The organism is Methanomassiliicoccus luminyensis B10, assembly GCF_000308215.1.
GTDB classification, from domain to species: domain Archaea; phylum Thermoplasmatota; class Thermoplasmata; order Methanomassiliicoccales; family Methanomassiliicoccaceae; genus Methanomassiliicoccus; species Methanomassiliicoccus luminyensis.
The window spans coordinates 13880-37923 of sequence record NZ_CAJE01000003.1 but is presented as its reverse complement, the minus strand read 5'-3'; the positions used below and the strand labels follow the sequence as shown (position 1 = coordinate 37923).

General features: G+C 61.4%; 27 protein-coding genes. 16 read left to right on the top strand and 11 right to left on the bottom strand.

Translation table 11 applies throughout. The features are described 5' to 3' along the window. From nuoH to WYS_RS00365, 8 genes are read left to right on the top strand one after another with little or no spacing between them, the layout of a single operon-like run. Positions 1-1098 (top strand): NADH-quinone oxidoreductase subunit NuoH, encoded by a 1098-nt coding sequence (gene nuoH / locus WYS_RS00400; protein WP_019176179.1) that lies wholly within the window; start codon positions 1-3, stop codon positions 1096-1098. Next, positions 1098-1850 (top strand): 4Fe-4S binding protein, encoded by a 753-nt coding sequence (locus tag WYS_RS00395; protein ID WP_019176178.1) that lies wholly within the window; start codon positions 1098-1100, stop codon positions 1848-1850. The genes nuoH and WYS_RS00395 overlap by 1 nt, the downstream gene beginning before the upstream one ends. Then, a complete protein-coding gene (locus WYS_RS16505; RefSeq protein ID WP_019176177.1) occupies positions 1851-2120 on the top strand; it encodes an NADH-quinone oxidoreductase subunit J family protein in 270 nt (89 codons plus the stop codon). Continuing rightward, positions 2113-2358 (top strand): NADH-quinone oxidoreductase subunit J, encoded by a 246-nt coding sequence (locus WYS_RS16500; protein ID WP_019176176.1) that lies wholly within the window; start codon positions 2113-2115, stop codon positions 2356-2358. The genes WYS_RS16505 and WYS_RS16500 overlap by 8 nt, the downstream gene beginning before the upstream one ends. Beyond that, positions 2355-2657, top strand: a complete 303-nt coding sequence (gene fpoK / locus WYS_RS00380; RefSeq protein ID WP_019176175.1) for a F420H2 dehydrogenase subunit FpoK — start codon at positions 2355-2357, stop codon at positions 2655-2657. Before WYS_RS16500 ends, fpoK begins: the two co-directional genes overlap by 4 nt. 1 nt (position 2658) lies before the next feature. After that, on the top strand, positions 2659-4626 hold the full coding sequence (nuoL, locus tag WYS_RS00375) for an NADH-quinone oxidoreductase subunit L (RefSeq protein ID WP_026068660.1): 1968 nt from the start codon (positions 2659-2661) through the stop codon (positions 4624-4626). Position 4627: 1 nt separating this feature from the next. Beyond that, on the top strand, positions 4628-6160 hold the full coding sequence (locus WYS_RS00370; RefSeq protein WP_019176173.1) for a complex I subunit 4 family protein: 1533 nt from the start codon (positions 4628-4630) through the stop codon (positions 6158-6160). A gap of 1 nt (position 6161) precedes the next feature. Beyond that, entirely contained in the window at positions 6162-7637 is a 1476-nt protein-coding gene (locus WYS_RS00365; RefSeq protein ID WP_019176172.1) for an NADH-quinone oxidoreductase subunit N, read from the top strand. A 14-nt stretch (positions 7638-7651) separates the two neighbouring features. On the opposite strand, the gene WYS_RS00360 is transcribed toward WYS_RS00365, so the two are convergent. Then, on the bottom strand, positions 7652-8077 hold the full coding sequence (locus tag WYS_RS00360; protein ID WP_026068658.1) for a CBS domain-containing protein: 426 nt from the start codon (positions 8075-8077) through the stop codon (positions 7652-7654). 133 nt (positions 8078-8210) lie between these two features. On the opposite strand from WYS_RS00360, the gene WYS_RS00355 reads away from it, so the two are divergent. After that, a complete protein-coding gene (locus tag WYS_RS00355) occupies positions 8211-9179 on the top strand; it encodes a polyprenyl synthetase family protein (RefSeq protein ID WP_019176170.1) in 969 nt (322 codons plus the stop codon). A 2-nt stretch (positions 9180-9181) separates the two neighbouring features. Next, positions 9182-10264, top strand: coding sequence for a geranylgeranyl reductase family protein (locus WYS_RS00350; protein ID WP_019176169.1), 1083 nt, complete (start codon positions 9182-9184; stop codon positions 10262-10264). On the opposite strand, the gene WYS_RS00345 is transcribed toward WYS_RS00350, so the two are convergent. Further along, entirely contained in the window at positions 10253-10717 is a 465-nt protein-coding gene (locus WYS_RS00345) for an NOB1 family endonuclease (RefSeq protein WP_019176168.1), read from the bottom strand. The genes WYS_RS00350 and WYS_RS00345 overlap by 12 nt on opposite strands. Before the next feature lie 72 nt (positions 10718-10789). Between WYS_RS00345 and WYS_RS00340 the strand changes: the two genes are divergently transcribed. Beyond that, the gene (locus WYS_RS00340; protein ID WP_019176167.1) at positions 10790-11041 is read left to right on the top strand and encodes a hypothetical protein; all 252 of its coding nucleotides are present in this window, start codon (positions 10790-10792) and stop codon (positions 11039-11041) included. Here WYS_RS00340 and WYS_RS13790 read toward each other — a convergent pair. From WYS_RS13790 to WYS_RS13785, 5 genes are all read right to left on the bottom strand, one after another. After that, positions 11013-11654, bottom strand: a complete 642-nt coding sequence (locus WYS_RS13790; RefSeq protein WP_019176166.1) for a tRNA 4-thiouridine(8) synthase ThiI — start codon at positions 11652-11654, stop codon at positions 11013-11015. The genes WYS_RS00340 and WYS_RS13790 overlap by 29 nt on opposite strands. 66 nt (positions 11655-11720) lie before the next feature. After that, positions 11721-11900 (bottom strand): hypothetical protein, encoded by a 180-nt coding sequence (locus WYS_RS00330; protein WP_019176165.1) that lies wholly within the window; start codon positions 11898-11900, stop codon positions 11721-11723. A gap of 432 nt (positions 11901-12332) precedes the next feature. Then, positions 12333-12890 carry an exosome complex RNA-binding protein Csl4 gene (locus WYS_RS00320; protein ID WP_026068656.1) on the bottom strand — a complete coding sequence of 186 codons (558 nt, stop codon included), beginning with the start codon at positions 12888-12890 and terminating at the stop codon, positions 12333-12335. After that, positions 12887-13495 carry an METTL5 family protein gene (locus tag WYS_RS00315; protein ID WP_019176162.1) on the bottom strand — a complete coding sequence of 203 codons (609 nt, stop codon included), beginning with the start codon at positions 13493-13495 and terminating at the stop codon, positions 12887-12889. The genes WYS_RS00320 and WYS_RS00315 overlap by 4 nt, the downstream gene beginning before the upstream one ends. A gap of 6 nt (positions 13496-13501) precedes the next feature. After that, the gene (locus WYS_RS13785) at positions 13502-14134 is read right to left on the bottom strand and encodes a CBS domain-containing protein (protein ID WP_019176161.1); all 633 of its coding nucleotides are present in this window, start codon (positions 14132-14134) and stop codon (positions 13502-13504) included. A 608-nt stretch (positions 14135-14742) separates the two neighbouring features. Between WYS_RS13785 and WYS_RS13780 the strand changes: the two genes are divergently transcribed. The 3 genes from WYS_RS13780 to WYS_RS00290 all read left to right on the top strand — a co-directional run bounded on the left by WYS_RS13780 (position 14743) and on the right by WYS_RS00290 (position 18333). Then, complete coding sequence (locus tag WYS_RS13780) at positions 14743-15972, top strand: hypothetical protein (protein ID WP_019176159.1); 1230 nt, start codon at positions 14743-14745, stop codon at positions 15970-15972. An 89-nt stretch (positions 15973-16061) separates the two neighbouring features. Further along, positions 16062-17513, top strand: a complete 1452-nt coding sequence (locus tag WYS_RS00295; protein WP_049796197.1) for a glutamate synthase-related protein — start codon at positions 16062-16064, stop codon at positions 17511-17513. 4 nt (positions 17514-17517) lie between these two features. Continuing rightward, positions 17518-18333, top strand: coding sequence for a GltB/FmdC/FwdC-like GXGXG domain-containing protein (locus WYS_RS00290; RefSeq protein WP_187120209.1), 816 nt, complete (start codon positions 17518-17520; stop codon positions 18331-18333). 2 nt (positions 18334-18335) lie between these two features. On the opposite strand, the gene WYS_RS00285 is transcribed toward WYS_RS00290, so the two are convergent. The 4 genes from WYS_RS00285 to WYS_RS00270 all read right to left on the bottom strand — a co-directional run bounded on the left by WYS_RS00285 (position 18336) and on the right by WYS_RS00270 (position 22171). After that, positions 18336-18779: an Lrp/AsnC family transcriptional regulator gene (locus tag WYS_RS00285; protein WP_019176156.1), complete on the bottom strand. Its 444-nt coding sequence runs from the start codon at positions 18777-18779 to the stop codon at positions 18336-18338. A 524-nt stretch (positions 18780-19303) separates the two neighbouring features. After that, on the bottom strand, positions 19304-20638 hold the full coding sequence (locus WYS_RS00280; protein WP_019176155.1) for a hemolysin family protein: 1335 nt from the start codon (positions 20636-20638) through the stop codon (positions 19304-19306). A 368-nt stretch (positions 20639-21006) separates the two neighbouring features. Further along, positions 21007-21555: a TATA-box-binding protein gene (locus WYS_RS00275; RefSeq protein WP_049796192.1), complete on the bottom strand. Its 549-nt coding sequence runs from the start codon at positions 21553-21555 to the stop codon at positions 21007-21009. Positions 21556-21721: 166 nt separating this feature from the next. Next, positions 21722-22171: a universal stress protein gene (locus WYS_RS00270; RefSeq protein ID WP_147654538.1), complete on the bottom strand. Its 450-nt coding sequence runs from the start codon at positions 22169-22171 to the stop codon at positions 21722-21724. A 285-nt stretch (positions 22172-22456) separates the two neighbouring features. Between WYS_RS00270 and WYS_RS00265 the strand changes: the two genes are divergently transcribed. Both WYS_RS00265 and WYS_RS00260 read left to right on the top strand, forming a co-directional pair. Continuing rightward, positions 22457-22819 (top strand): DUF6176 family protein, encoded by a 363-nt coding sequence (locus WYS_RS00265; RefSeq protein ID WP_201798880.1) that lies wholly within the window; start codon positions 22457-22459, stop codon positions 22817-22819. A 407-nt stretch (positions 22820-23226) separates the two neighbouring features. Then, positions 23227-24003, top strand: coding sequence for a DUF169 domain-containing protein (locus WYS_RS00260; RefSeq protein WP_201798879.1), 777 nt, complete (start codon positions 23227-23229; stop codon positions 24001-24003). Positions 24004-24044 lie beyond the last annotated feature (41 nt).

Here is a 24044-nt window from a genome sequence, read left to right as displayed (position 1 = left end):
ATGTACCTGAACATTTACGAATTCCTATACGGGATCACTCATTGGTTGATGGTCGACATCATCGGCAGGATCTTGGACTGGCTGACCCTGGAGACCCTGGCCAAGTGGGTCGGGAGCGCCGGTGTCGTCGACTTCATCAACACCGTCCTGGTGGTCCTGATCGTCTTCGTGGTCGGACTGCTGATGTCGATCACATTGATCTGGGAGGAGCGCAAGCTGCTCGGCCGCCTGATGGACCGCAGAGGCACCATGACCGGCCCCATCGGCCTGTTCCAGAACTTCGCCGACGCCATCAAGACGCTCTTGAAGGAGCACATCGTCCCCAAGTCAGCGGACCGGCTGATATACGAGATCACCCCGATCCTGCTCATCGGGACCTCCGGGTTCCTGATGGTCACCATACCGTACAGCCCGGGGTTCTGGGCCACCAACTCGAGCCTCAGCGTGATACTCACCTTCGCCATCTTCAGCATCGCCCCGTTCGCGGTGCTGATCGGCGGGTGGGCGTCCAATAACAAGTACACCCTCATCGGGGGCATGCGTGCGGCCGCGCAGATCATCGCGTACGAGATCCCGCTGCTGCTCTCCGTGGTATCGGTCCTCATCCTCGCCGGGAGCTTCAACTTCCTGGATGTGGTGGATGCCCAGACCAACAGCATCTGGTACATAGTGCCGCTGATCATCGGCGCCTTCGTGTTCCTTATATCCATGATCGCCGAGTTGGAAAGGGTCCCCTTCGACCTTCCCGAGGCCGAGGCTGAGCTGGTGGAAGGCTGGCAGACCGAATACGGCGATATGAGGTTCGGCCTGATCATGTGCTCGGAGTACATGAGGGGGTTCGTAGGCTCCTGCCTGTTCACCCTTCTGTTCCTGGGCGGATGGAGCGGCCCGTTCAACAACATCATCCCCGACGAGATCTGGTTCATCATCAAGGTCCTGATCGTGTTCGCGGTCATGATCTGGTTCAGGGGCGCTCTGGCCAGGGTCAGGACAGATCAGATCCTGTCCATCGGCTGGAAGAGGCTGCTGCCCCTGGCGGTGGTCAACCTGTTCATCGCCATACTGCTGAAGACCCTGGAATGGGAGGGATTGTTCTAATGTCTGAAGTCAAGAAGTCCCGCAAGAACCAGGAGCTTGGCCTGACGACTTGGATACTCAAGCCGTTCTGGCTGACCCTCAAGCAGACCTTCAAGGCCAGCATCCATCGGCCCCAGACAATCCTGTATCCGTGGGAGAAGCAGGTCCTGCCTGACGTGTTCCGCGGCAGGCCCGGCCTGATCTTCGACAAGTGCATCGGCTGCGGCATATGCGCGCGCATCTGCCCCAACAAGTGCATCGACCTTCTGGAGGTCGACGACCTCCACTGCGAGGAGGGGAAAGCCCCTGCCAAGGTCAAGAGGCCCCGCGTCAACGTGGGCAGGTGCATGATGTGCGGGTACTGCGCCGAGTATTGCCCCACCAAGTCTATGATCGTGACCCCGGAGTACGAGCTTGCCTCGTTCACCCGGGAAGAGATAATATTCGATCCTTACAAGCTGCAGTGGCCCGGCGTCCCCGGCAACGAGGTGCACATCATGGAGGTCCTCCCGGCCGAGCTCCACAAAGGCGTGGAGCCCAGAGAGAGCATCCTGAACAAGGACGTCCCCGTACTGGAGGACAAGAAGTGCATCAGCTGCCAGCGCTGCGTCAAGGTCTGCCCCGTGAACGCTGTAGTAATGGTCGAGGCCGGCGTCAACGAGAAGGGCAGGCCGGTCAAGAAGCCCAAGTTCGACGTGGAAAAGTGCGTCGCCTGCGAGAACTGCGTCGATATATGCCCCAAGGACGCGCTCACCATGCAGGAGGTGCAGTAAATGGTGGAATGGGACCTTTTGTTCTTCCTAATCTTTGCCGCGATGACCATCGCATCGGCGATCGCCATCGTGTGGACCAAGGAGATCGTTCGCAGCATCGTGTGGCTCGCCTTCACCTTCATCGGGGTGGCCGTGATCTACATCTTCCTGGGGGCCGAGTTCCTGGCCATCATCCAGGTCCTCGTGTACGTCGGAGCGGTGTCCGTGCTGATGCTGTTCGGAATAATGCTGACCAAGCGCAGGCTCGTCGGAGGTGAGCGCAATGAATAAGGAAGCGTCTCAGAAGAAGGCCCGCCTGGGCCTCATCGCCGCGCTGTTCCTGCTGCTGCTCCTCGGCGTTCTTATGACCGCCGCGTGGCCGGGCAGCTGGGGAATAACCGAGACCCCCATCCGCGACATAGGCATCACCCTGTTCGAGGACTACGGCATAGCCTTCCTCATCGTAGGGGTCGTGCTGTTCGTGTCCATGATGGGAGGCGTGTACCTCGCCCAGGAGGAAAAAGAATGATCCCTATCGAGTATTTCCTTGGCCTGGGAGCCATATTGTTCGTGATCGGGCTCGTGGGCGTTCTCACCAAGAAGAACGCCATCATCGTCCTGATGTGCGTCGAGCTCATGCTGAACGCGGCCAACATCAACTTCGTGGCGTTCTCGTCCTACCTGAACGACGCCACCGGGCAGATATTCGCCCTGTTCTCCATCGCCATCGCGGCGGCGGAAGTGGCCGTAGGCCTCGCGATCATCCTTGTACTGTACAAGTCCAGGGACACCATCAACCTTGATGAAATCAACCTACTGAGGTGGTAATTTGATAAGCGAACTAGCCTGGTTGATCCCCATCATCCCCCTGATCTCGTTCGTCGTGATAGGGTTCCTGGGGAACAAGCTGTTCAAGAAGTGGGAGGGCGGCGGGTACATTGCCATCCTGACGACCGCCATCTCCTGCGTGCTTTCCCTGCTGATCGCCTACGAGGTGCTCAGCGGAGGCGTCCCCGGAGGAGCGTACAAGTCCAGCCTGGAGTGGCTGGTGGTCGACGGGTTCACCTTCAACATGGGCATATACATCGACAACCTGACCGCCCTGATGCTCATCGTGGTGTCGTTCGTCGCCACCCTGGTGGTCATCTACTCCGTCGGGTACATGCACGAGGAGGGTGAGAAGAAGCGCAGGTACTACGCCATCATCTCTCTCTTCATCGGCGTCATGCTCGGTCTGGTTCTGGCCTCCAACTTCCTGCAGATGTTCATCTTCTGGGAGCTGGTTGGACTGTGCTCATACCTGCTCATCGGTTTCTGGTACACCAAGCCTTCCGCGGCCTCCGCCGCCAAGAAGGCCTTCCTGGTCACCAGGATCGGCGACATAATGTTCATGGTCGGCCTATTCATCTTCTTCGTCGGGTTCGGGGGCAACCTGGACTTCGACCACATATTCAACAATGTCGACCAGTTCGTGGGCGGGAACACCCTGCTGACCATCGGCACCTTCATGATATTCGGCGGTGCCATCGGCAAGTCGGCGCAGTTCCCCCTGCATGATTGGCTTCCCGACGCCATGGAAGGTCCCACCACCGTTTCCGCGCTCATTCACGCGGCCACCATGGTCAAGGCCGGTGTCTACCTTGTGGCGAGGTCCTACCCGATCCTGGTGGAGACCCCCGACACCCTGCTGATAATCGCCATCATCGGCGGCTTCACCGCGCTGTTCGCGGCCACCATGGCCCTCAACAATCCCAACATCAAGAGGGTCCTGGCGTACTCGACGGTGAGCCAGCTGGGCTACATGTTCCTGGCCCTGGGCGCCGGCGGATACCTGTTCGCCATGACCCAGGAGGCCAACGCGGGCTACACCGCGGGCATGTTCCACCTGATGAACCACGCGTTCTTCAAGGCCCTCCTGTTCCTGAGCGCCGGCGCGGTCATCCACGCCGTGCATACCGAGGACATGAGGTCCATGGGCGGACTGTCCAAGAAGCTGAAGATAACCCCATGGGTCATGCTCATAGGCTGCATATCCATCGCCGGCATACCGCCGTTCAGCGGGTTCTTCTCTAAAGATGAGATCCTGGCGACGGTGTTCGAGGCCGGCGCGGAGAACGCCATATTCTATGTGCTGTTCATCATGGGCGTCCTGACCGCGTTCATGACCGCGTTCTACATGTTCAGGCTGTGGTTCATGACCTTCCGGGGAGAGCCGAGGGACCGCCACGCCTACGAGCACGCTCACGAGAGCCCCGCGGTCATGTGGGCCCCGCTGGTCATCCTGGCAGTCCTGGCCTTCGGGTCCGGCCTGATCGGCATCTTCACCGGCTTCGAGAACCTGCTGGTACCGGAGTTCTTCCACATCCACGAGCATACTCCGCTCGAGACGCTGAAAGAGGTCTTCACCAGCGCGCTGACGTACATATCTATAATCGCAGCGGCGGCCGGCATCCTGCTGGCTTACCTGGTGTACGACCGGAAGAGCATCAACGCCGACATCTTCACTGCCGGGAAGCTCCGCAAGGGAGCCTACGATGTTCTCCTGGCCAGGTACGGGTTCAAGGCGGCCTACGACTGGATCGGCCTGAAGGTCATCTACGGCCTGTCCAAGGTCGTGGACTTCTTCGACCGGAAGGTCATCGACGGCATAGTCAACGCGATAAGCGCGGCCTCGGTGAAGGGAGGCAACTACCTTCGCCGTGTCCAGACCGGCTTCGTGCAGACCTACGCGGCCATCGTGGTCGTGGGGATCCTGCTTGTGGCTGTCCTCCTCTTCATATTCGGAGGGCTGATCTAAAATGTTCGAGAACATTCCAATATTAACCCTGCTGATCGTGATACCGCTGATCGGCGCCTTGGCGACGTTCTTCCTCGGGAAGGACCCCAAGGTGGCGAAGTACATCGCCCTGGTGTTCTCCGCCATACCTCTGGTATTGTCGGTCCTCCTGCTCTCGGAATTCTCCCTGGGCACCCCCCTGGGAACCGAGTTCCAGTTCGTAGAGAACCACACCTGGGTCAGCCAGCTCGGGATCAGCTACTTCCTCGGCGTGGACGGGATATCCATACCCATGGTGTTCCTGTCCGCCCTGCTGGTGTTCCTGGCGATACTGTTCTCCTGGGACGTGAAGGACAAGACCCGGCAGTACATGGCCCTGATGCTGGTCCTGGAGGTCGGCGTCATCGGCGTGTTCACGGCTCTGGACTACTTCCTGTTCTACATATTCTGGGAAGTCGTCCTGATCCCGATGTACTTCCTCATAGCGATATGGGGAGGTCCCAACCGGGCCTACGCCTCTATAAAGTTCTTCATATACACCCACGTGGCGTCGCTGTTCATGCTGCTGGGCATATTCGCCCTGTACTTCACGACGGCGCCCCTGCTGGTGGACAGCGGGATCATCGCGGCCGGGCAGTTCGGGACCTTCAACATGCTGGACATCGCAGCGGTGGCCGGGGACCTCGGGCACATGCTCCAGGTGGCCATCTTCGCGGCACTGTTCTTCGGGTTCATCGTCAAGATGCCCATGGTGCCGTTCCATACCTGGCTGCCGGACGCCCACGTGCAGGCGCCCACCGCCGGGTCGGTCCTTCTGGCCGGCCTGCTGCTTAAGATGGGTTCCTATGGTCTCATCCGCATCAACCTCTTCACCTTCGCGGGCGAGGGCGGTGTCGCGGCGGAGTTCCAGGTACTGATGGCGATCATCGGCATAGTGTCCATCATATACGGCGCCCTGGCCTGCCTGGCGCAGACCGATCTGAAGAAGATGGTGGCGTACTCGTCCATCAGCCACATGGGCATAGTGATGCTGGGCATCGCTACCCTGAGCGAGCTGGGCGTGGCCGCGGCGGTCTTCCAGATGTTCGCCCACGGCCTCATCACGGCGGTCCTCTTCATGACCTGCGGCATGTTCCAGCACAAGGCCGGGACCAGAGAGATACCTCTGCTTGGAGGCCTCGCCCCCAAGATGCCCATCGTCGCCACGGTCATGATGATAGGCTTCATGGCCTCGCTGGGCCTTCCCGGCATGGTCGGCTTCCTCGCCGAGTTCTCGGTGTTCACGGCCACCTATGACTGGATCGGCCTGTGGGTCCTGATACCCATGATCAGCGTCGCGCTGACCGCCGCCTACTACCTGTGGGCGATGCAGCGGACCATATTCGGCGATCTGACCACCAAGATAGACACGCACCACATCCACGACGCCTACTGGTTCGAGATCGGCCCCCTGGCCGTGCTCATCGGGCTGATAGTGCTGTACGGGGTGTGGCCCGCCCTGATCATGGACTACATCGTGCCTTCCATTCCCAGGATCCTGTCCGGGGTGATCTGAAATGGCTATTGATTACAGCGCGCTCTACCCCGTGATAGTCCTGGTAGTGTTCGCCGCGGTATTGCCCGCGGTGCACCTGCTAGCGAAGTCAAGCAAAGCCCTCGCCACGGTGTCCCTGGTGGGCATCGCCGCGTCCATAGGCACGGTGCTGCACTTCATGTTCAACGGCTACCCCGTCACCCTGGGCGGGGCGAACACTCCCCTGCTGACGTTCGACGCGTTCGCGGCGGTGTTCTCCCTGGTGTTCCTGGCGGTGGCGGCCTTCGTGGTGCTCGCCTCGGCGAGGTACGTTGAGAAGGACAGGCATCTGGCGGAGTACTACTCCCTGCTCATGCTCGCCACCGCGGGCATGATGGTCGTGGCCGGGGCCGACGACCTGCTCATGCTGTTCGCCGGTCTCGAAGCGACCTCCCTGGCGTCCTACGCCCTGGTGGCCTTCCGCAAGAAGGACAAGAGGGGGTCCGAGGCGGCGGTGAAGTACGTCATCATCGGCGGACTGTCCAGCGCGATCTCGCTCTACGGCATGTCGCTGCTGTACGGCGTCACCGGGACCACCAACCTGGAGGGCATGAACGCCGCCCTCGCCAACCTGGGCAGCCTGGATGCGGTGGCCCTGCTGGGCATAGGCATGCTCATCGCCGGGTTCGGCTTCAAGGTCGCCCTGGTGCCCTTCCACATGTGGGCCCCCGATGTGTACGAGGGCGCCCCCAGCACCATCTCGGCCATGCTGGCGGCCGGCTCCAAGAGCATGGGCATAGTCCTGCTGTTCAAGCTCTTCCTTGTCGCGCTCATCGCGCTCAAGGCGGACTGGCAGCCGGTGGTGTCCATCATCGCCATCCTGACCATGACCCTGGGCAACGTGGTCGCTCTGTCGCAGACGAACATGAAGAGGATGCTAGCGTACTCGTCCATCGCCCAGGCGGGCTACATGCTCATCGCCGTGGCGGTGGCCACCGACTTCGCGGTCGGCAGCGGCATATTCCACATCGTGACCCACGCCTTCATGAAGGGCGGGGCGTTCGTGATCGTGGCCGCTCTCGCCTACACCGCCCTGGGGGAGAACATCGCGGACTACAAGGGGCTCGCCAAGAGGGCCCCCTTCCTGGCCTTCACCATGATGGTCCTGATGTTCGCCCTGGCCGGCATCCCGCCCCTGTCAGGGTTCTGGAGCAAGATGTTCCTGTTCGGTGCCGCCGTGGACGCCTCGTCGATCGCGGCGAACAACTGGATGCTGTGGCTGGCCATTGCCGGCATACTCAACTCCGCGCTGTCCCTGTACTACTACGCCCGCGTGGTCAAGTACATGTACGTCGAGGAGGGCCCCAGCAAGGAGCGCATAAAGCTCCCCTGGACCATGACCGCGGCCGTGGCCGTCTGCCTGCTCGCGACCATCCTGATCGGCCTGTGGCCCGACCAGGTGTTCGGGGCTTGCCTGGATGCCGCGAGGGCCCTGCTGGGCGGCGGCGGCCTGGGCTAGGCCGGTTCGGGAGCCTAAACCCCTTTCCTCCAACCTTTTAACGCGTCGAGGGCGGAGATCGTCCCGACGAGCTTGTTTTCTTCATTTACGACTATGAGCTCGCTGATGCCGTAGTTCTCCATGACCTTGAGCGCGTTGATCACCGATTCATTCTCCGGTATCTGCACGCACGGGGAGCTGCCGGTGAGCTGGCACGCGCTCAGGAAGCTCTTGACCTCCGTGTCCCTGAGGTCCTTGCCGTCCGCCACCATCCTGCCGACGTCGGCGGCCGAGGCGATGCCGATTATCTCGTCCCCGTCCTGGACGACCACGCTGGGATGGTTGCTGTAGATCATAGCGTCGAGTACGTCGGCCATGGTCCCGCTGCGCGGCGCCGTCACCAGCTGCCGGTCCATGCAGTCCTTCACTGTGCTTGAGGTCCGTTGCCGCCCTTCCATCATGCTTGCACGTTCGGAGCGGGCGGGATATTACCGTTCCGATTGCTCCGCGGCGCGCAAAATGGCAACGCCAGGCCTCCAACGTACTGGGTTTGGCTCATAAGCGTTAAGTAACACTTTAGTGTTAGGTCGCGACATGGTAGCAAGCTGGGATGCGCCCATAAAGGACGAGCTCCGTAAGGTCGAAGAAACCATGGTACGGAGCGTGGAGACCCAGCAGCCCCTGCTTACCGAGATCGCCAATCACATTCTGACCTCCGGGGGCAAAAGGATGCGCCCGGGAGTGGCCCTCCTGGCGTTCCGCAGCGTCGGGGGCGCCGACCCCGATAGGGTCATCCAGCTCGCCGCCGCCTTCGAGCTTATCCACTCCGCCAGCCTGGTCCACGATGACATCAACGACGGCGCGCGGACCAGAAGGGGGCACGTGTCGGCGTACCGCAAGTACGGCACCCAGAAGGCCATCATAACCGGCGACTTCCTTTTCGTGCAGGGCTTCCGCCTGGGCGGGATCCTGGAGATCGCGGAGGTCATCGAGATCGTCGCGGACGCCTGCCAGCGGATGGCCGAAAGCGAGATCCTGCAGATACAGGTGGAGCACGATACCCATACCCCCCTGGAGGTCTACAAGGACATCATCGACGGGAAGACCGCCGAGCCCATCCAGGCCAGCGCCCGTGTCGGCGCTTACGTGGGAGGGGGGTCCGCCGACCACCTCATCGCCTTCGGCAACTACGGGCTGAATATCGGCTTCGCGTTCCAGATCATCGACGACATCCTCGACATCATAGGCGACGAGGCCGACATCGGGAAGCCCCGGGGCATGGACATCGTGGAGGGAAAGCCGAACCTGCCGATCATGCTGGCCATGCACGACGAGAAGAGCGGGGCCAGGATCAGGGACATCTATCAGAAGGGGGAGAAGACCAGGGCGGAGGTCGAGGAGGCCTTGGCCCTGGTAAAGGCCTCCGGGGCGGTGGAGGCGGCAAGGAAGCACGCCAACGATCTCCGGGACAAGGCCGTCGCGGCCATAAAGGACATCGAACCATCCATCTACAAGGACGCCCTGATAGCCTTGGCCGACAGTGTGGTCGAGAGGAAGGCCTGAGGATGAGGACCGATTACGACGTCATCGTCGTGGGCTGCGGGCCCGCCGGCAGCAGCACCGCCGAGCACGCCGCGCTGGGCGGGGCGAGCGTCCTGGTCCTGGAAAAGAAGAAGAACGTGGGCGAGCCGGTGGCCTGCGGAGAGTTCATGCCCCTCCTGGAGGAGATGGAGGCCATCCTGCCCAACTCGCCGGACCTGGGGCCGCTGTTCGATGTCCCCGAATCCCTCATCTCCCGCCGCATGGACATATTCCGCATTCTTTCCCCGAACCGCCACTGGGACGTTCCCTTCAAGGGGTACACCACCGACCGCGACCGCTTCGACAAGCACCTCGCGGAGAAGGCCCGCAAGGCCGGGGCGGAGATCGCTACCTCCGCGCAGGTCATAGATGTCAACGGCACCGAGGTGAGGACCAGGGACGCGACGTACCGCGCCAAGGTGGTGGTCGGCGCCGACGGCCCGGTCTCCAAGGTGGCCGCCTGCCTGGGACTGCCGAAGAACCAGGACCCCTATCCCGCCATCACCGCGCAGGCGGAGGGCGACTTCGAGCCGATCATGGAGATGCACTTCGGGAGCGTCGCCCCCGGCGCGTACGCGTGGGTGCTGCCCAAGGGCAAGGGGGCCAACGTGGGGGTGGGAGTGGCCCGCCGCTGGGCCGACGGGAAGCTCACCGACTACTTCGACGCGTACCTGAAGCAGAGGGGGCTGAATATCGTCACCCGCCCCATCGGCAAGTACGTGCCGTCCAAGGGCCCGCTGGACCGGACCGTCGCAGAGCACGGCCTCCTGGTGGGGGACGCCGCCGGGCACGTCATGGCGGTGAACGGGGGAGGCATTCCCATAGCCATGATATGCGGCCGCCTGGCCGGGCGTGTCGCCGCGGAGCACGTCGCCAAGGGGGTCCCGCTGTCCAGGTACGAGGATCTGTGGAGGCACCAGGTGGCCAAGCCGCTCCGCACAGCGGTCCACACCAAGATGCTGGCGGACCTGTTCTTCGGCAGCAACCGCCGCCTGGAGTTCTCCATGAATGTGCTGGGCGCCAGGAGGATGGGGAACATCCTCAGGTGCAGGCCGTCATTTCCGTGAGCGGACCGAGCGCAGGGCGCTGCCGCACACTGGGCAGTCGGGGTAGTTCTTATCCCATTCCTTCCTGCAGCCGACGCAGCGGTACTTCCACGTGAGGGTTTCCTTGATCTCCTTCATCCCCACCCCCCGGTACTTCAGCCCCATCACCCTGGCCAGGTTCTGTATGGAGTAATCGTCGGTGAGCAGGGTGGCGCCGAGGTCCACGGTCAGGGCGAGCACCTCCAGGTCGGTCGGCGAAAGCCTCGCGTCGTCCCCGGTGCGGGCCGCCGCCTCCCTGACCTTCCGCAGGGCCGCCTCGGTGGGCGATGACACCTTCAGCAGGTCGTCCCAGAAGCGCAGACGGGGGTCCTCGTACTTCCTCAGCTCGGCGATGACCCCGGGGGTGGCGTGCGCCTCCCCGGGAGGGAGGTCCTGCATGGAGAACAGCGCAGAGGTGTCCAGAACGAACTTCACGCACCGCCATGGTGGCCGGGCGTGAAAAAGTATTCGCAATCCCTAAATAGGGACGTGCTTTTTCGGACATCCATGACTGACATAATGGTGGAGCAAGCGGTGATCGACTTCATCCTCACGAACAAGAAGGACTACCGCGTGTCCACTTCGTGCTCCGGCCCTGTCGTCGTACCCACCGAGATGAAGGCCCCCAAGGAATCGGACCTCCAGATCAAGGTGGGCGACTTCATATTATACATCTCGCGCGTCCAGGCCCGCTATATCAGCAAGGTCACCGCGGACATGCTGGACCCCTCTAGGTACCTGAGCTGCTCGTACTACTGAGCAGGAAGGCCTCCTCCGCGGCCTCTTCCGCCAGCTTCTCGAGGTCCAGGTTCCCCTCCTGGACCCTGATCATCTCTACAGTGGCCATGGTAGCGGGGTGGAAGGGCACCGCGCTGCATGGCATGCTCTTTTGGATCGATATATCATAGGTGCCGATGCGCTTGGCGATGTTCTCGATCTCCAGCTTGTCCAGGCCGATCAGGGGGCGCAGCACCGGGAAGCCCAGCCCGTTCTCCTCGGCCGCCAGGTTGTGCAGCGTCTGGGAGGCCACCTGGCCCAGCGACTCGCCGGTCACCACGGCATCCGCGCCAAGGTCCCGGGCGACATTCCTGGCGACCTTGAGCATGGTGCGCTTGCACAGCACGCACTGCAGCTCCCTCCGGCAGTGGCGGGAGATCATCAGCTGATCATATCCATGCGGGGCGACGTACAGCGGCACATCGCGCCCCAGGCCCCTGGCCAGCTGGCCGGCCAGCTTCTGTACCTTATCGATGACGGCGTTGTCGGAGTAGGGGCGGTTGTCCATGTGGAGCAGGACGACCTCGGCCCCGTTGCGCCCGATAAGGTCGGCGGCCACCGGGGAGTCGATCCCGCCGGAAAGAAGGCACACCACCCTCAGGACCGCTGCCCCCCGAGACGGAATGAACGCATGGTATCACTGAGGAACATTGGACCAGGTTCAGGTGTTGAACTTCGGGGTATCCTGGGTGAAGCCAGGGTATCCGTAGTCCTCTTCCTCGTCGTCATCGTCCGAGTCGACCACGATGGTAAACAACATGTTCAAGATCTCCCTCATCTGCTTCATCTCGGTCTTGAGCTCGTTTATCTCGCGGATGAGATCCTCATTGGTCTTGGTCATCGTTCACCCTCCGCCTTGTCCAACAACGATTATTGATGTCAACCGCTCGCGGAGATATCCGCGAGCTTGTAACCAAGCTCCGCCTCAACTGCCTTCCGGCCTTCGGCCTCAACACTCGCTACATTTGGCTGGTCGACAGACAGCCTGCCGTCCTAAGCATCCATAGGACAGCGGTGATCGGGAGCATGTTCGGAACTTCAGCGGTCTTTCTCTCCGTCTGGGAGAGCGCCTTGCTTCTTCCGAGGTATCCGAGGATCCCGTATGTTCAACGCAATGTTGTTCTACTATTAATCTATTAGGCGTCGCTCCGTGTTGCGATCAAAAAAATGAGTTCTATGCTCCTTCCTAAAGAGCGCGCTTATTGATTTTTCTTTTTAACTGGCTCAATAAAAAAATGGGGCGCGGAAGGGGGGCCTTGCCCCCGTTCCCGCATCAGTAGTTGATGTCGCCGTAGTCGTCGGCGACCTTGCGGCTCTCGGTCCTCTCGCACGGCTCGCACCTTAGCGACTTGCCCTGCTTGGCGAGGGGGGAGCGGCACTTGCGGCAAAGGGCCTTGATGACCCCGAAGTGCGGTTCTTGGGTGGAGAGCTGCACTGATGGCCTGGTCTGTATGACCTTGGCCCGTATCAGGTCCCCGGGGCGGAACTCCCTGCCCACGTCCTGCACGTACTCGGAGGACAGCTTGGATATGTGGATGGTGGCGGAGGTCTCGCCGGTTATCTCGCGGTCCTTGCCCTCGGCGCCGATGATCTCGCAGATGGCCATGCTGGCCCTTACGTCGGTGATACGGCAGAACACGCTGTCCCCATTCTTCAGGGTCACCATGGGGTTCTTGGCCTTCACCTTGGCGACCTTCTCGGCGTCGTCGAGCTGGAGCTCGCCGGCCAGGGAGGACAATATCTTCCCGTCATGCTCGTAGGTGCCTTCCGCGGGCATGTACTCCTCGGCCACGGCGACCTCGTCGCCGGGCAAAACGGTCTTTCCTGTCATTTGGTCACATCCGATGAAATGCACAACAGCGCTACTTCGATATCCTTCTTCTTTCTGTCGTGGAAGTCGAACATATGAGGGATTTGTAATTTATAGCTTTTCTGGCAGAACACTTCGGCCCCCAGGGACCTCAGCATGACGTTCAGGAACTCCACCGTCCCCGCGTTGTGGAGGCTGTACACCCTTGGCGCCGTCCGCACCGCCGCCTCCAGAAAGGGGCGGTCGGCATGCTTCTTTTGCGAGCCGAAGGGGGGGTTCATGACCACGGTGTCCGCCCTGAGGTCCACGTCCCTGACGTCGCTCTCGACGAGAACGACCTCCGCCCCGAACGCGCTGATGTTCCGTGCGGCATCCTCGATGGCGGCGTGGTCCACGTCCACGCCCGTTACCTTGCTGGCGCCGAGCGCCCACGCCCCGATGGAGAATATCCCGCTGCCGCACCCCAGGTCCGCCACCGACCGCCCGGCGATGTCGCCGAAGGAGTAGGCGGTGTACAGGACGTCAGCGGCGATGGCCGCGGGGGTGGAGTACTGCTCCAGGCCGGCCTTGGGGACGGAGTGCGGCGGCACCTTCTGCAGCAAGCGTTCCAGCTCGTTCTTCTTCATGCCGCCTCAGTGCAGGCCCAGGTCCAGGAAGTCCGCGCTGGTGAGGATGCCGATTATCGTTCCCCGGCGGGACACCAGGACCGCCTCCTCCCTCTGGAGGTGCAGGGACGCCAGCTCGATGGGGGTGTCCTCGCTGAGAATGGGGAAGGGGTCCTCCATGATGGTCTCCACCTTGGTCTGCATGACCTCATCATAAGACTTGCGCTGGTTCCTCGTTTCCTCTATAGTATAGTCACGTATGCGGTCGTCGGTGATGCCACCCACGATGCGATCGCCCACCAACACCGGGAGCTGGGTGAAGCGGCCCTTCACCATCTTGTCCACTCCTTCACCCAGGGTGGAGTCGGGAGAGATCGACACCACGCCCCTGGTGGCCAGGTCGCCCACGGTGAACCGGGCGCCCATGTTCTTGCCCTCCAGGGCGCGCTTCTTCAGGATGTCCTCGAAGGCGTTGAAGATCTTCCTCACGTTGTCGTAGGAGGGGTCGATGCTTCCCTTCTCGATCTTGGCGATGAGCGACTGCGACACGCCGGCCAGGGACGCCAGCTCCCTCTGGGACAGGTCCAGCCGCTTCCTCATCTGCCGTATCTCGTCAAGGTCGGGCAGCTGCGGGATAAGGGTCAGCTTGAGCGATGACATGGGTGAGGCTCCTCTTTAGAATCCCATATGCATACTTTCTATAAATATTCTGGAATTAACTTTTCGGTCCCCGGCCGTAACCCCCCATCGGTGCCGATCTCGACATCCGGCATCGGGAACGGCCCGCGGCCCCCTGTTCTGGACCGACCCGATACGCCGCTTTTGGCCGGTACGTACGGAGCCCCGGCCTCGCGGCGGGGCCGCGCCGGAGCCTCCGGAAGGCGCGGAAAGGCCTCCGTTATCGGTCCAAGGAACGAAAAAGCGTGGAACACATTCAACGAGGGTAAAAGTTGATTCTTCAATGCTTCAAAAATCTGTTGATAAAGTAAAAAAATGTACATGTATCTAGAATAATTCGAATAACATAGACATACCTGGCGAAATTTCTTAAAAAAGTATACGAATTCCGAAAAATTTTATTCTTCTGAGACTCATTTTGGCAACAACGATTAATAAACCGAAATGGTTCATGATATTGCGGACATACCGACAGATGTCTAATGACGGTCGCTTAGAACCGTGTCGTTCCGACGCTCGTCTAAAGACATCGTAAAGTTCGAAGCAATTGTCCCATAAATTGAATATAGGCAACACCTCGGGGTGAGTGAATGCGACAAGATAACACGGAACACGGCAGTACCAACGGAAGGGACACGCTCCCTCAGCTCCCCACCTACGGGGCCGACAAGCCGCCTGGCCTCACCTACATGATGGGCGGTTGCGGTATCGCCGGCTGCTTCGATGTCAGCGGCGGCAGGATCTCCGGGGAGCAGATCGGGCGCATGCTGTGCACCATGAACGAGAGGGAGAACGGCCTCGGCTCAGGGTACGTCGCGTACGGCCTCTTCGACCAGCACAAGGACGACTACTGCCTGCAGTTCTTCTTCGACCACGAGAAGGCGATGTCCTCGGTGGAAGAGTACCTGAAGGGCCGCGGGGAGATCCTCAAGGACGAGCCCGTCTACACCAAGAAGACGTCCTCCATGAAGCCGCCCTACCCGATGGTGTGGCGGTACTTCTTCCAGCCCGACCCCGGGTCGGAGAAGTTCAGGATCAGGGACCAGGCCCCCGACGAGTGCGTCGTGGAGACGGTCATGGGCATCAACGGGATCATCCCCGGTGCCATCTGCATCTCCAGCGGCAAGGACATGGCCGTGTTCAAGGGGAACGGCTTCTCCTACGAGATCGCCGACTACTACGACCTGGGCAGGTACGACGCCCAGATGTGGCTCTCCCACTCCAGGTTCCCCACCAACACTCCCGGCTGGTGGGCCGGGGCCCACCCCATCAGCCTGCTGGACTGGTCCGTCTGCCACAACGGCGAGATAACCTCCTACGGCGTCAACAAGCGCTTCGTGGAGATGAACGGGTACCGCTGCTCCCTCCTCACCGACACCGAGGTCGTCACCTATCAGTGGGACCTGCTGGTGCGGCGGCACAAGCTCCCCATCCAGGCCGCGGGGTTCGCCATGGCCCCGTGGTACTACGGGGACATGAAGCGCCTGGACCAGAAGAGCCGGGACCTCGGGAATCAGCTCAGGGTCACGTACAAGGAGGCGTTCCTCAATGGGCCGTTCTCCATACTGGTCGGCCGGTCCAGGCCGGAGATCACCATGATCGCCATGGCCGACCGGAAGAAGCTCCGCCCCCTGCTCATCGGGCAGTCGGCGGATAAGAAGAGGGTCTACGCCGCCTCGGAGGAATGCGCGGTGCGCATCGTCGATGGGACGGCCGACACCTGGGTCGCTAACCCGGGAAGCCCGATGATCGCCAAGATGGGTGAAGGGATCATCCGTCGCGGCAACGAGACCGAACCGTTCCAGGGGGTGTTCTGTTGAGCCCCGCCGCTCAATCCGAGTCCGAAAGGAAAGCCGACGCGATAATACTAGACAAGTTCCAGCCAGTGATCAACCGCGACAGCTGCCAGATGTGCAAGAGGTGCCTGAAGGAATGCACCTACGGCGCGCTGGAGGCCAAGGGCAACCGCATATGGTATAAGGGCGGCTGCGTGGCCTGCATGCGCTGCGCGTCCTTCTGCCCCAACCGGGCCATCGAGATCAGGCAGCTGCCGCCCCAGATGGCGCCGCACGCCACCTTCAACGACCGCATACGCCAGGGCATCATCTCCCAGGCCAGCTCCGGCGGCGTCCTGCTGTCCTCCTGCGGGAACGACCTCCCCTACGGCACCATCTTCGACGACCTGCTGCTGGACGCGGCCCAGGTCACCAACCCCGCCATCGACCCGCTGAGGGAGACGGTGGAGACCAGGACCGTCCTGGGCCGGCGCTCCGGCCGGGTCAGGGTGTCCGAGGACGGGTGCGTCACCGAGGACGGGGGCTCCGGGCCGTTCGTGGTCATGGATATGCCGCTGATGCTGGGGCACGTCTCCCTGGGCGCCATCAGCTACAACGCCCAGAAGTCGCTGTTCATGGCCGCCCAGGAGCTGAACATCCTGGCCGGTTCCGGGGAGGGGGGGCTGCACAAGGACTTCTACAAGTACGCCGCCAACATCAACAGCGAGGTCGCCTCAGGGAGGTTCGGCGTTACCCCCGAGTACCTGAAGAGGACCGCGGCGGTGGAGATCAAGATCGGGCAGGGCGCCAAGCCGGGCCACGGCGGCCACCTGCCGGGGGAGAAGGTCTCCGAGCTCATATCATCCACCAGGATGATCCCCCAGGGCACCGACGCGCTGTCCCCGTACCCTCACCATGATATCTATTCCATCGAGGACCTTCAGCAGCTCATCTCAGTGCTGAAGGAGAGCGTGGAGTACAAGGTGCCGGTGGGCGTCAAGATCGCCGCCGTGCATAATGTCGGCGCCATCGCCTCCGGCGTGGTGAGGGCGGGAGCGGACTTCGTCACCATCGACGGCTTCCGCGGCGGGACCGGCTCCACTCCCAGGATCATCCGGGACCACGCCGGCCTCCCCATCGAGGTGGCCGTGGCGGTGGTGGACAAGCGCCTCACCGACGAGGGCATCAGGAACCGCGTCACCCTGTGCGCCGGCGGCAGCATCAGGTCCTCCGCGGACATGGTCAAGGTCATCGCCCTGGGCGCCGACGTGGCCATGGTGTGCACCGCGCCCCTCATCGCCCTGGGCTGCCGGGTGTGCCAGTCCTGCCACCGCGGGCTGTGCTCGTGGGGCATCGCCACGCAGAGGCCCGAGCTGGTGGCCCGCCTCGATCCCGAGGTCGGCTCCAAGCGGGTGGTCCGCCTGCTGCACGCGTGGAACGAGGAGCTGAAGGAGATCCTGGGGGCCATGGGCATCGACTCGGTCGAGTCGCTCGTGGGCAACCGCGACCGCCTGAGGTACTTCGGCCCCAACCCCAAGATCGCCGAGATCATGGGCGTGAAGCACATCGGCGAAGGCTGGGGATGAGATGATGGGCGCCATCTGCTCTGACGTCCGCGTGAACGGCGACGGCTGCGAGGAGACGGTCATCGACGCCTCGGCCAAGGACCCGTACGGCCGCCCCATCGACTTCCGCCTGGTGAACGCGGAGATAAGGAGCGCCGTGCGCGGCGGCGCCAGCCGCATCGTGGTGGAGGGCGTCATGGGCCAGAGGTACATCGCCTCCGCCTGCACCAGCAAGGACCTGTACATTGGGATCAGGGGGACCCCGGGCAACAACCTGGGCGCGTTCCTCGACGGGCCCACCATCGAGGTGTTCGGCAATGCTCAGGACATGACCGGCAACACCATGTCCTCCGGGCGCATCGTCGTCCACGGCAACGCCTGGGACGTTACCGGGCTGGCGGCCAGGGGCGGACGCATCCTAGTGAAGGGCAGCTCCGGCACCAGGGTCGGCATCCACATGAAGGAGTTCGCCGAGCATCGCCCCTCCATCGTGATCGGCGGGAGGGCCGGCGAGTACCTCGGGGAGTACATGGCCGGGGGCGCCATACTCGTGCTGGGCATCGGGGTCCCCCAGAACGCGTCCCCGGTCGGCTCGAACCTCGGCACCGGCATGCACGGGGGCGCGATATTCGTCCGCGGCAAGGTGGAGCAGCACCAGCTGGGCGTGGCCGCGGCGTTCAAGGAGCTGACCGACGAGGACAGGGGCAAGCTGGAGGAGCTGGTGTCCGATTACGAGAAGGCCTTCGGCGTCAGCGTCCCGCACGACTGGTCGGACATCAGGAAGATCGCCCCGACATCATCGAGGCCCTTCCGCGGACATTTCGATCCCACCGCGATCTGAGGTCAGATGCCGGGGAAGCGCATCACCGACTCGAGAACGATGCGCACCTCGACGTCCTTCAGGCCGATGGGGATAATCGAATTGGCGATGGTGTTGTCGAGGGTCCGGTTGTCCGGCGCGTGAAGCCGGACCATGGCCCTTTTCCCCCCGCTCACCAGCAGGACCTCCATGACCCCTTCCACGTCCTGGAGCTTCCTCAGGTCCTTGGAGCTGATCCCCTCGTCGATGTTCGCCAGGATGATGGCGTCAGATTGCATCCCCATCTGCTCGTTGTTGACGATGGCGGCGTAGCCGAGGATGACGTTGTAGTCCTCCATCCTCCTGATGCGGTCCCTAACCGTGGAGGGAGACCTCCGAAGCTTTGACGCTATCTCCCGGTAGGTCATCTTCCCGTCCATCTTGAGGAGCTTTAGGATCCGGTGGTTCATATCGTCAACGGCGACCAAACTGCGCTCACCTGGCCCAGAGTTACATAAGACGTGTGGCCGAATTTAAATGTTTTCTCAAAAACGGGGATAGAACCTGGTTTTAACGCTTAAAACGTGCCGTTGATGACGGGGACCGCTGAGGCGTGAGCCGGGAGGCACGGAGCGGCCCGAGATCATTATGCTGGACGGGGCGTTCCCGCGAGCGTGGTCCGAGGCGGGGGCCCGCCGCCCGGGCCTTGCTGAGCGTTTTCTAATTATAGAACACAATGCACGTATGTATATATCCGATATTCGATTTTAGTACTAGTTGGATAATATATCCAATTAAGCTGGTCATTTGGACCAATCCTCCAAAATAAGGCAGGTTTAGCCATTGATGCGCGGTCCCGGCGCGCGTACCGGGGGGAGTGCTAGAATCTGCGTCTAAGTCTGAAACCACTTCCCAATCTCTTCCCTGCACCATCTTCTGCTTCTGAGAACGATGTTCTTCCCAGCGTTAGCTGAAGGGCCTGCGCTTTGCCAGGGGGATCGCGTGGTCCGGCTCATGCGCCGCTGGCGGTCTCTCCGGCCGTCTCCAGGGCGGGCGGGAGCTTGGTGATCCGGACCGACAGGATGCGGTTCTTGGCCATCTTCTCGATGGCGAACTCCACGCCCTCGTGCTGGATGACGGGGCGTTCCTTCACGGTGGGTATCCGGCCCAGCTTGGCGATGAGGAACCCGTTGAGGGTATCGTACTCGTCCGAGGGAAGGCATACGCCCGTGATGTCGCATACCTTGTCCAGGTCGACCAGGCCCTTGACCAGGAAGGTGTGGTCGTCGAGCGGCTCGATCTCCTTCTCCTCCTCGTCGTACTCGTCGCACAGGCTGCCCACGATCTCCTCGAGGATGTCCTCCATGGTGACCAGGCCGGCGGTGCCGCCGTACTCGTCGATCACGACGGCGATGTTCTCCTTTTCCTTCTGGAACTTCTTCAGCAGGTCATTGATGGGCATGCTGTCCGGAACGATGATTATGGGGCGGATGAGGCCTTCCACGGTGAAGGGGTTGCCCTGGATCCTCTTCTCGTACACGTCCCTGATGTTAATGAACCCCACCACGTTGTCCCGGCTGCCCTCGCACACCGGGTACCGGGTGTACTTCTCCCGTATGGCCGTTTCGATCATCTTGTCGGCGCCGTCGCCCTTGAACAGGCACACCATGTCCGGGCGGGGCATCATGACGTCCCTGACGACCTTGTCGGTGGCCTCGAAGATGTTGTCCACGTAGGTGTACTCGGTCTTGTCGATAAGGCCGTGCTTGTAGCTATCCTCGACCAGCATCTGGAGCTCCTCGTCGGAGTGCGCGTTCTCGTGCCCGTCGGACACCGCGGAGTAGCCCATCAGCTTCAGCAGCCCGTTGGTGGCGGTGTTGAACAACCACATGATGGGGTAAGTGAGCCGGTAGAAGTACACCAATGGCATGGCGGTGGCGGTGGCGAACTTCTCCGCGTTCAGGATGGCCAGGGACTTGGGGACCAGCTCGCCTATCACGATGTGCAGCATGGTAATGGCCAGGAACCCTACCACGATGGAAATCGTGTGTATGGTCGCAGAGCCCAGCCCTATCCAGCTCAGGACCGGGCCGATGATGGCGGACACCGCAGGCTCGCCGATCCAGCCCAGCGCCAGGGAGGCCAGGGTTATGCCCAGCTGACAGGCCGACAGGTACAGGTTGAGGTCCTTCACCGCGATCTGGGCATATTTCGCTCCCCGACGTCCACCAGCCGCGAGAATGTCTATCTGTGATTTTCGCACCTTCACTAGCGCGAATTCCGCGGTCACAAAGAACGCGTTCATCAACACGAAGAAGATGACGAGCAGTATGTCTATTATTATCATTTAATTATTCAGTCCTACCAAATCCAGACAGTCCGGCCCATGCCGGAACAACTTAGGAAGATGTCTCATTTGAGGCATATCTTCAAATGCAGAATATATAGATAAAGCTATGTGTCATAGCTGAGGCGTTGGAATAGTGAACACATTATAAGATATGGACGCCGCTTTTCGTAGGCGGATACAAGTATTCCAGAGGCAGAGGTCTCTTCCCGAGGCGTCCCAAGGACGTCCGTTCCCTTATCTCCGCGCTCTCGGAGAGGGGAGGGACGCAGGACAGTACATTGACGGGCCGGTCCATGCCCAGAGGTCACGGGGCAAGAAAGGTCTGGGGCGGGCGCCTGAAGCCGGCACCTCGCCCCGGAACGGATTTACCGGAGCTGGCCGGCGGCGCGCAGCTCTTCGGTGACCTTGTTGACCGCCCTCTCGATGTCGATGGGGGTCTTGCCACCGGTGGCGACCAGTCTGCCGGAGCCGAAGATCAGCAGGACGATCTTGGGGTCGAACATGCGGTACACCAGGCCAGGGAACTGTTCCGGCTCGTACTCCACCCTCTCCAGGCCGAAGGAGATGGCGATGGCGTTGAGGTTCACCTCTTGGCCAAGGTCCGAGGACGCTACGATGTTCTGGACGACTACATCCGGCTCCTTGGTCACGGCGATGCCCGCTTCCCTGATCCTCTCGATCACCTTCTTGATGGCGGAGTGTACCTGGGCCGAGCTCTTGGCCCCGGTGCACACGATCTTGCCGCTCCTGAACAGGAGGAGCGCCGCCTTCGGGTCCTTCACACGGTAGATGAGGCCAGGGAACTGTTCCGGCTCGTACTCAGAGCCCTCCAATACCAACGCTAACGCTTGCAGGTCGAGCTCGATGCCCAACGAAGCGGAGGCAACTACATTCTCGATCTTGTATGTGGAAATGGAAAAACCTCCAATAGTCGATTAAATACTCAATCATATAAATACTATTTAAATAGGACGCTCGGCGGGCCCGTCGCTCCCTCGGATGTCCCTCCCGGCGATCGGGCCAGAAATGAAAAGAAAGTGCCGTGGGGGCGCCTCCGGTCACGGGGAGACGCGCCCGGCCTCACTCGCTTCCAGTCTTCTTCGGGACCCTCACCACCATCACCGGGCAGGAGGCGAACCGGACGACCTTCTCCGCCACGCTGCCCAGGAGGAGGTGGGCGAGCCCGGTGCGGCCCAGGGTCCCCATGACGATCAGATCGTAGTTACCGGACGCCTTGGCTATCTCGTCCGCAGGGTTCCCTTCCTTTACGACGGTCCTGACCGGGACGCCCAGCTTCTCGCCCTCCTTGCGGACCTGACCGACCGCGGAGTCCGCACCATCCTTCAGAAGCTGGTATATCGGCGACATGGTGGTGCTCTGCGCGGCGTAGGCCAGGCCGACCGCGTCCATCACGCTTATAGCGGTGACCTCCGCGCCTGTCATCTTAGCCAGCTCCAAACCTTTGGCCACAGCGACCTTTGCGTTGTCGCTCCCGTCGGTGGGGATGAGTATCCTGCGGAACGGTTCCATGAGGACGAACAACGGCGTGGACGGACATATAGGTTGGTAGCCTGATCCCGCGCCACCGAGGATCGGTCGAACCATCGATTTCGATCCATGCCTGCACGTTCTTGAGGGCATCGCATCCAGCAAATGCTCGCCCCCCTTCCAGGCATAAGCCTTGGAGAGCTCGTCCGGGATGTGCGGGCCGAGGGCTTCGAAGCTGACCGGCGACCCTGAGGCGGCAGGGCCGTTGGTGCTAGGTGATTAAACGGGCTAAATGATACTTGATCTGCGATCGGACCTCAAGGGAGCGTGTGGGAGATTAAGGAACTTGATATCAAAATGTACAAGGCGGGGATCATCAGGGGGATGGAAGATGTAGCCAATGAGTGGTTGAGCTTCTTGAGGGACAATGGGGAAGCGGGCATGGAGACCTTGAAGAACGAAAAGGTGTACTTGGAATCGTATTTCCAGGCCAAGGAAGGCGACTCCACGTATGTGTACATGCTCATAGTGGCAAAAGACGTGGAGGCGGCCAACAATATAGCGGGGGAGAGCAAGAACGACATCGACCTGAAATATTTTGAATATATGGGCAGATGCATCGACCCGTCCTCGGTGACGGTCCTGGACTGCAGCTTCTACATGGAGAACCTGTCAGGGCTACACGATTGAGATCTAAAGTCCGTCCCGCATGTTCGTGCTCCCTTTCTCATCGAGCACGCAAAATATGTGAGCGCACGGGGGGCTGGGTATCCGACATCCATGTGATGATCATGTTGGGCACATAGGGCCTCATGTCGGCCCGTCCTAGACCCGCAGCGCAAGCAGGGCCAGCGCTTCATTGCATCAAGGTCGTCGCCCTTCAGCCCGCCGGGCGCCGGATAATATGTGTGACGTTCAGCCCTATCTGCTTCACAGCCGGCAGCGGCGTTTTGCCCCGACCCCACATTATGAACGGGGTACCCCGCATCGATGTCCTTGAACAAGTGAGATATGACCTTTAATCCCTATCCCATCCCGAAAGACCGCTCGCGAATGAACAGGGCGAAAATACACCGAGATGATACAATATGGCCAACATGTCGATCAAGGATATCGGTGAAAAGCTCACCGAGGCGGGCAGATTGAAGTCCCGCCCACTGTGCATATACGGTTCTGAAACGGTCCCGGAGGGCGGGGTGCTCATAACCTCCGTCGATAAATGCCTGGTCAAGGCCATCTTCAAGGCCTCGCAGTGCGGTGACATGCCGCCCCTCTATTTCGGCAAGGGGGCGGTGGCGGGGTGCTGCCCCGGCGGCATCGGATGGACCGGGTACGGGCGCATCGGGCCGCAGCTGGAGTTCTTCGTTTCCACCGGCTCCCCGACATTCAGGAACGGGGAGGCCGAGTACCTCAAGGCCAGTCCTGAAATCGTCAGGAGATCGAAGGAGGGCGTGGGGGAGATCGCTCCCCCGGGAACGTACATCGTAGTGCGGCCGTGCGCGGACCTGGACAGCGACCCGGGGGTCAGGTCCTTCCTGTGCTTCGGGAACAGTGAGCAGATCCGCAACATGTCCTCCCTGGTGCACTTCGGGAGCACCGACCCGTTCAACCCGGTCCTGGCCGCATGGGGGCCGACCTGCGCCTCATGGATCACCTATCCTGCGGGGATGGCCGAGAAGGCGCCCCGGGGCTCCGCCTACCTGGGCCCCATGGACCCCACCGGCAACAACTGGTTCCCGGAGGGTCTGATGAGCATCGGCATCCCCGCGGACCTGGCGCGGTCCATGTGCGAGGACCTCGACAGCTCGTTCATCGTCCGCAGGCCCCACGTGGCCTATCCTGGATCGAGGGAGGACGTCTGCAAGCTGCCTTGAAACGAGTTTGAACGGGTTCGGCCAGCCATCATGCTGTAGCC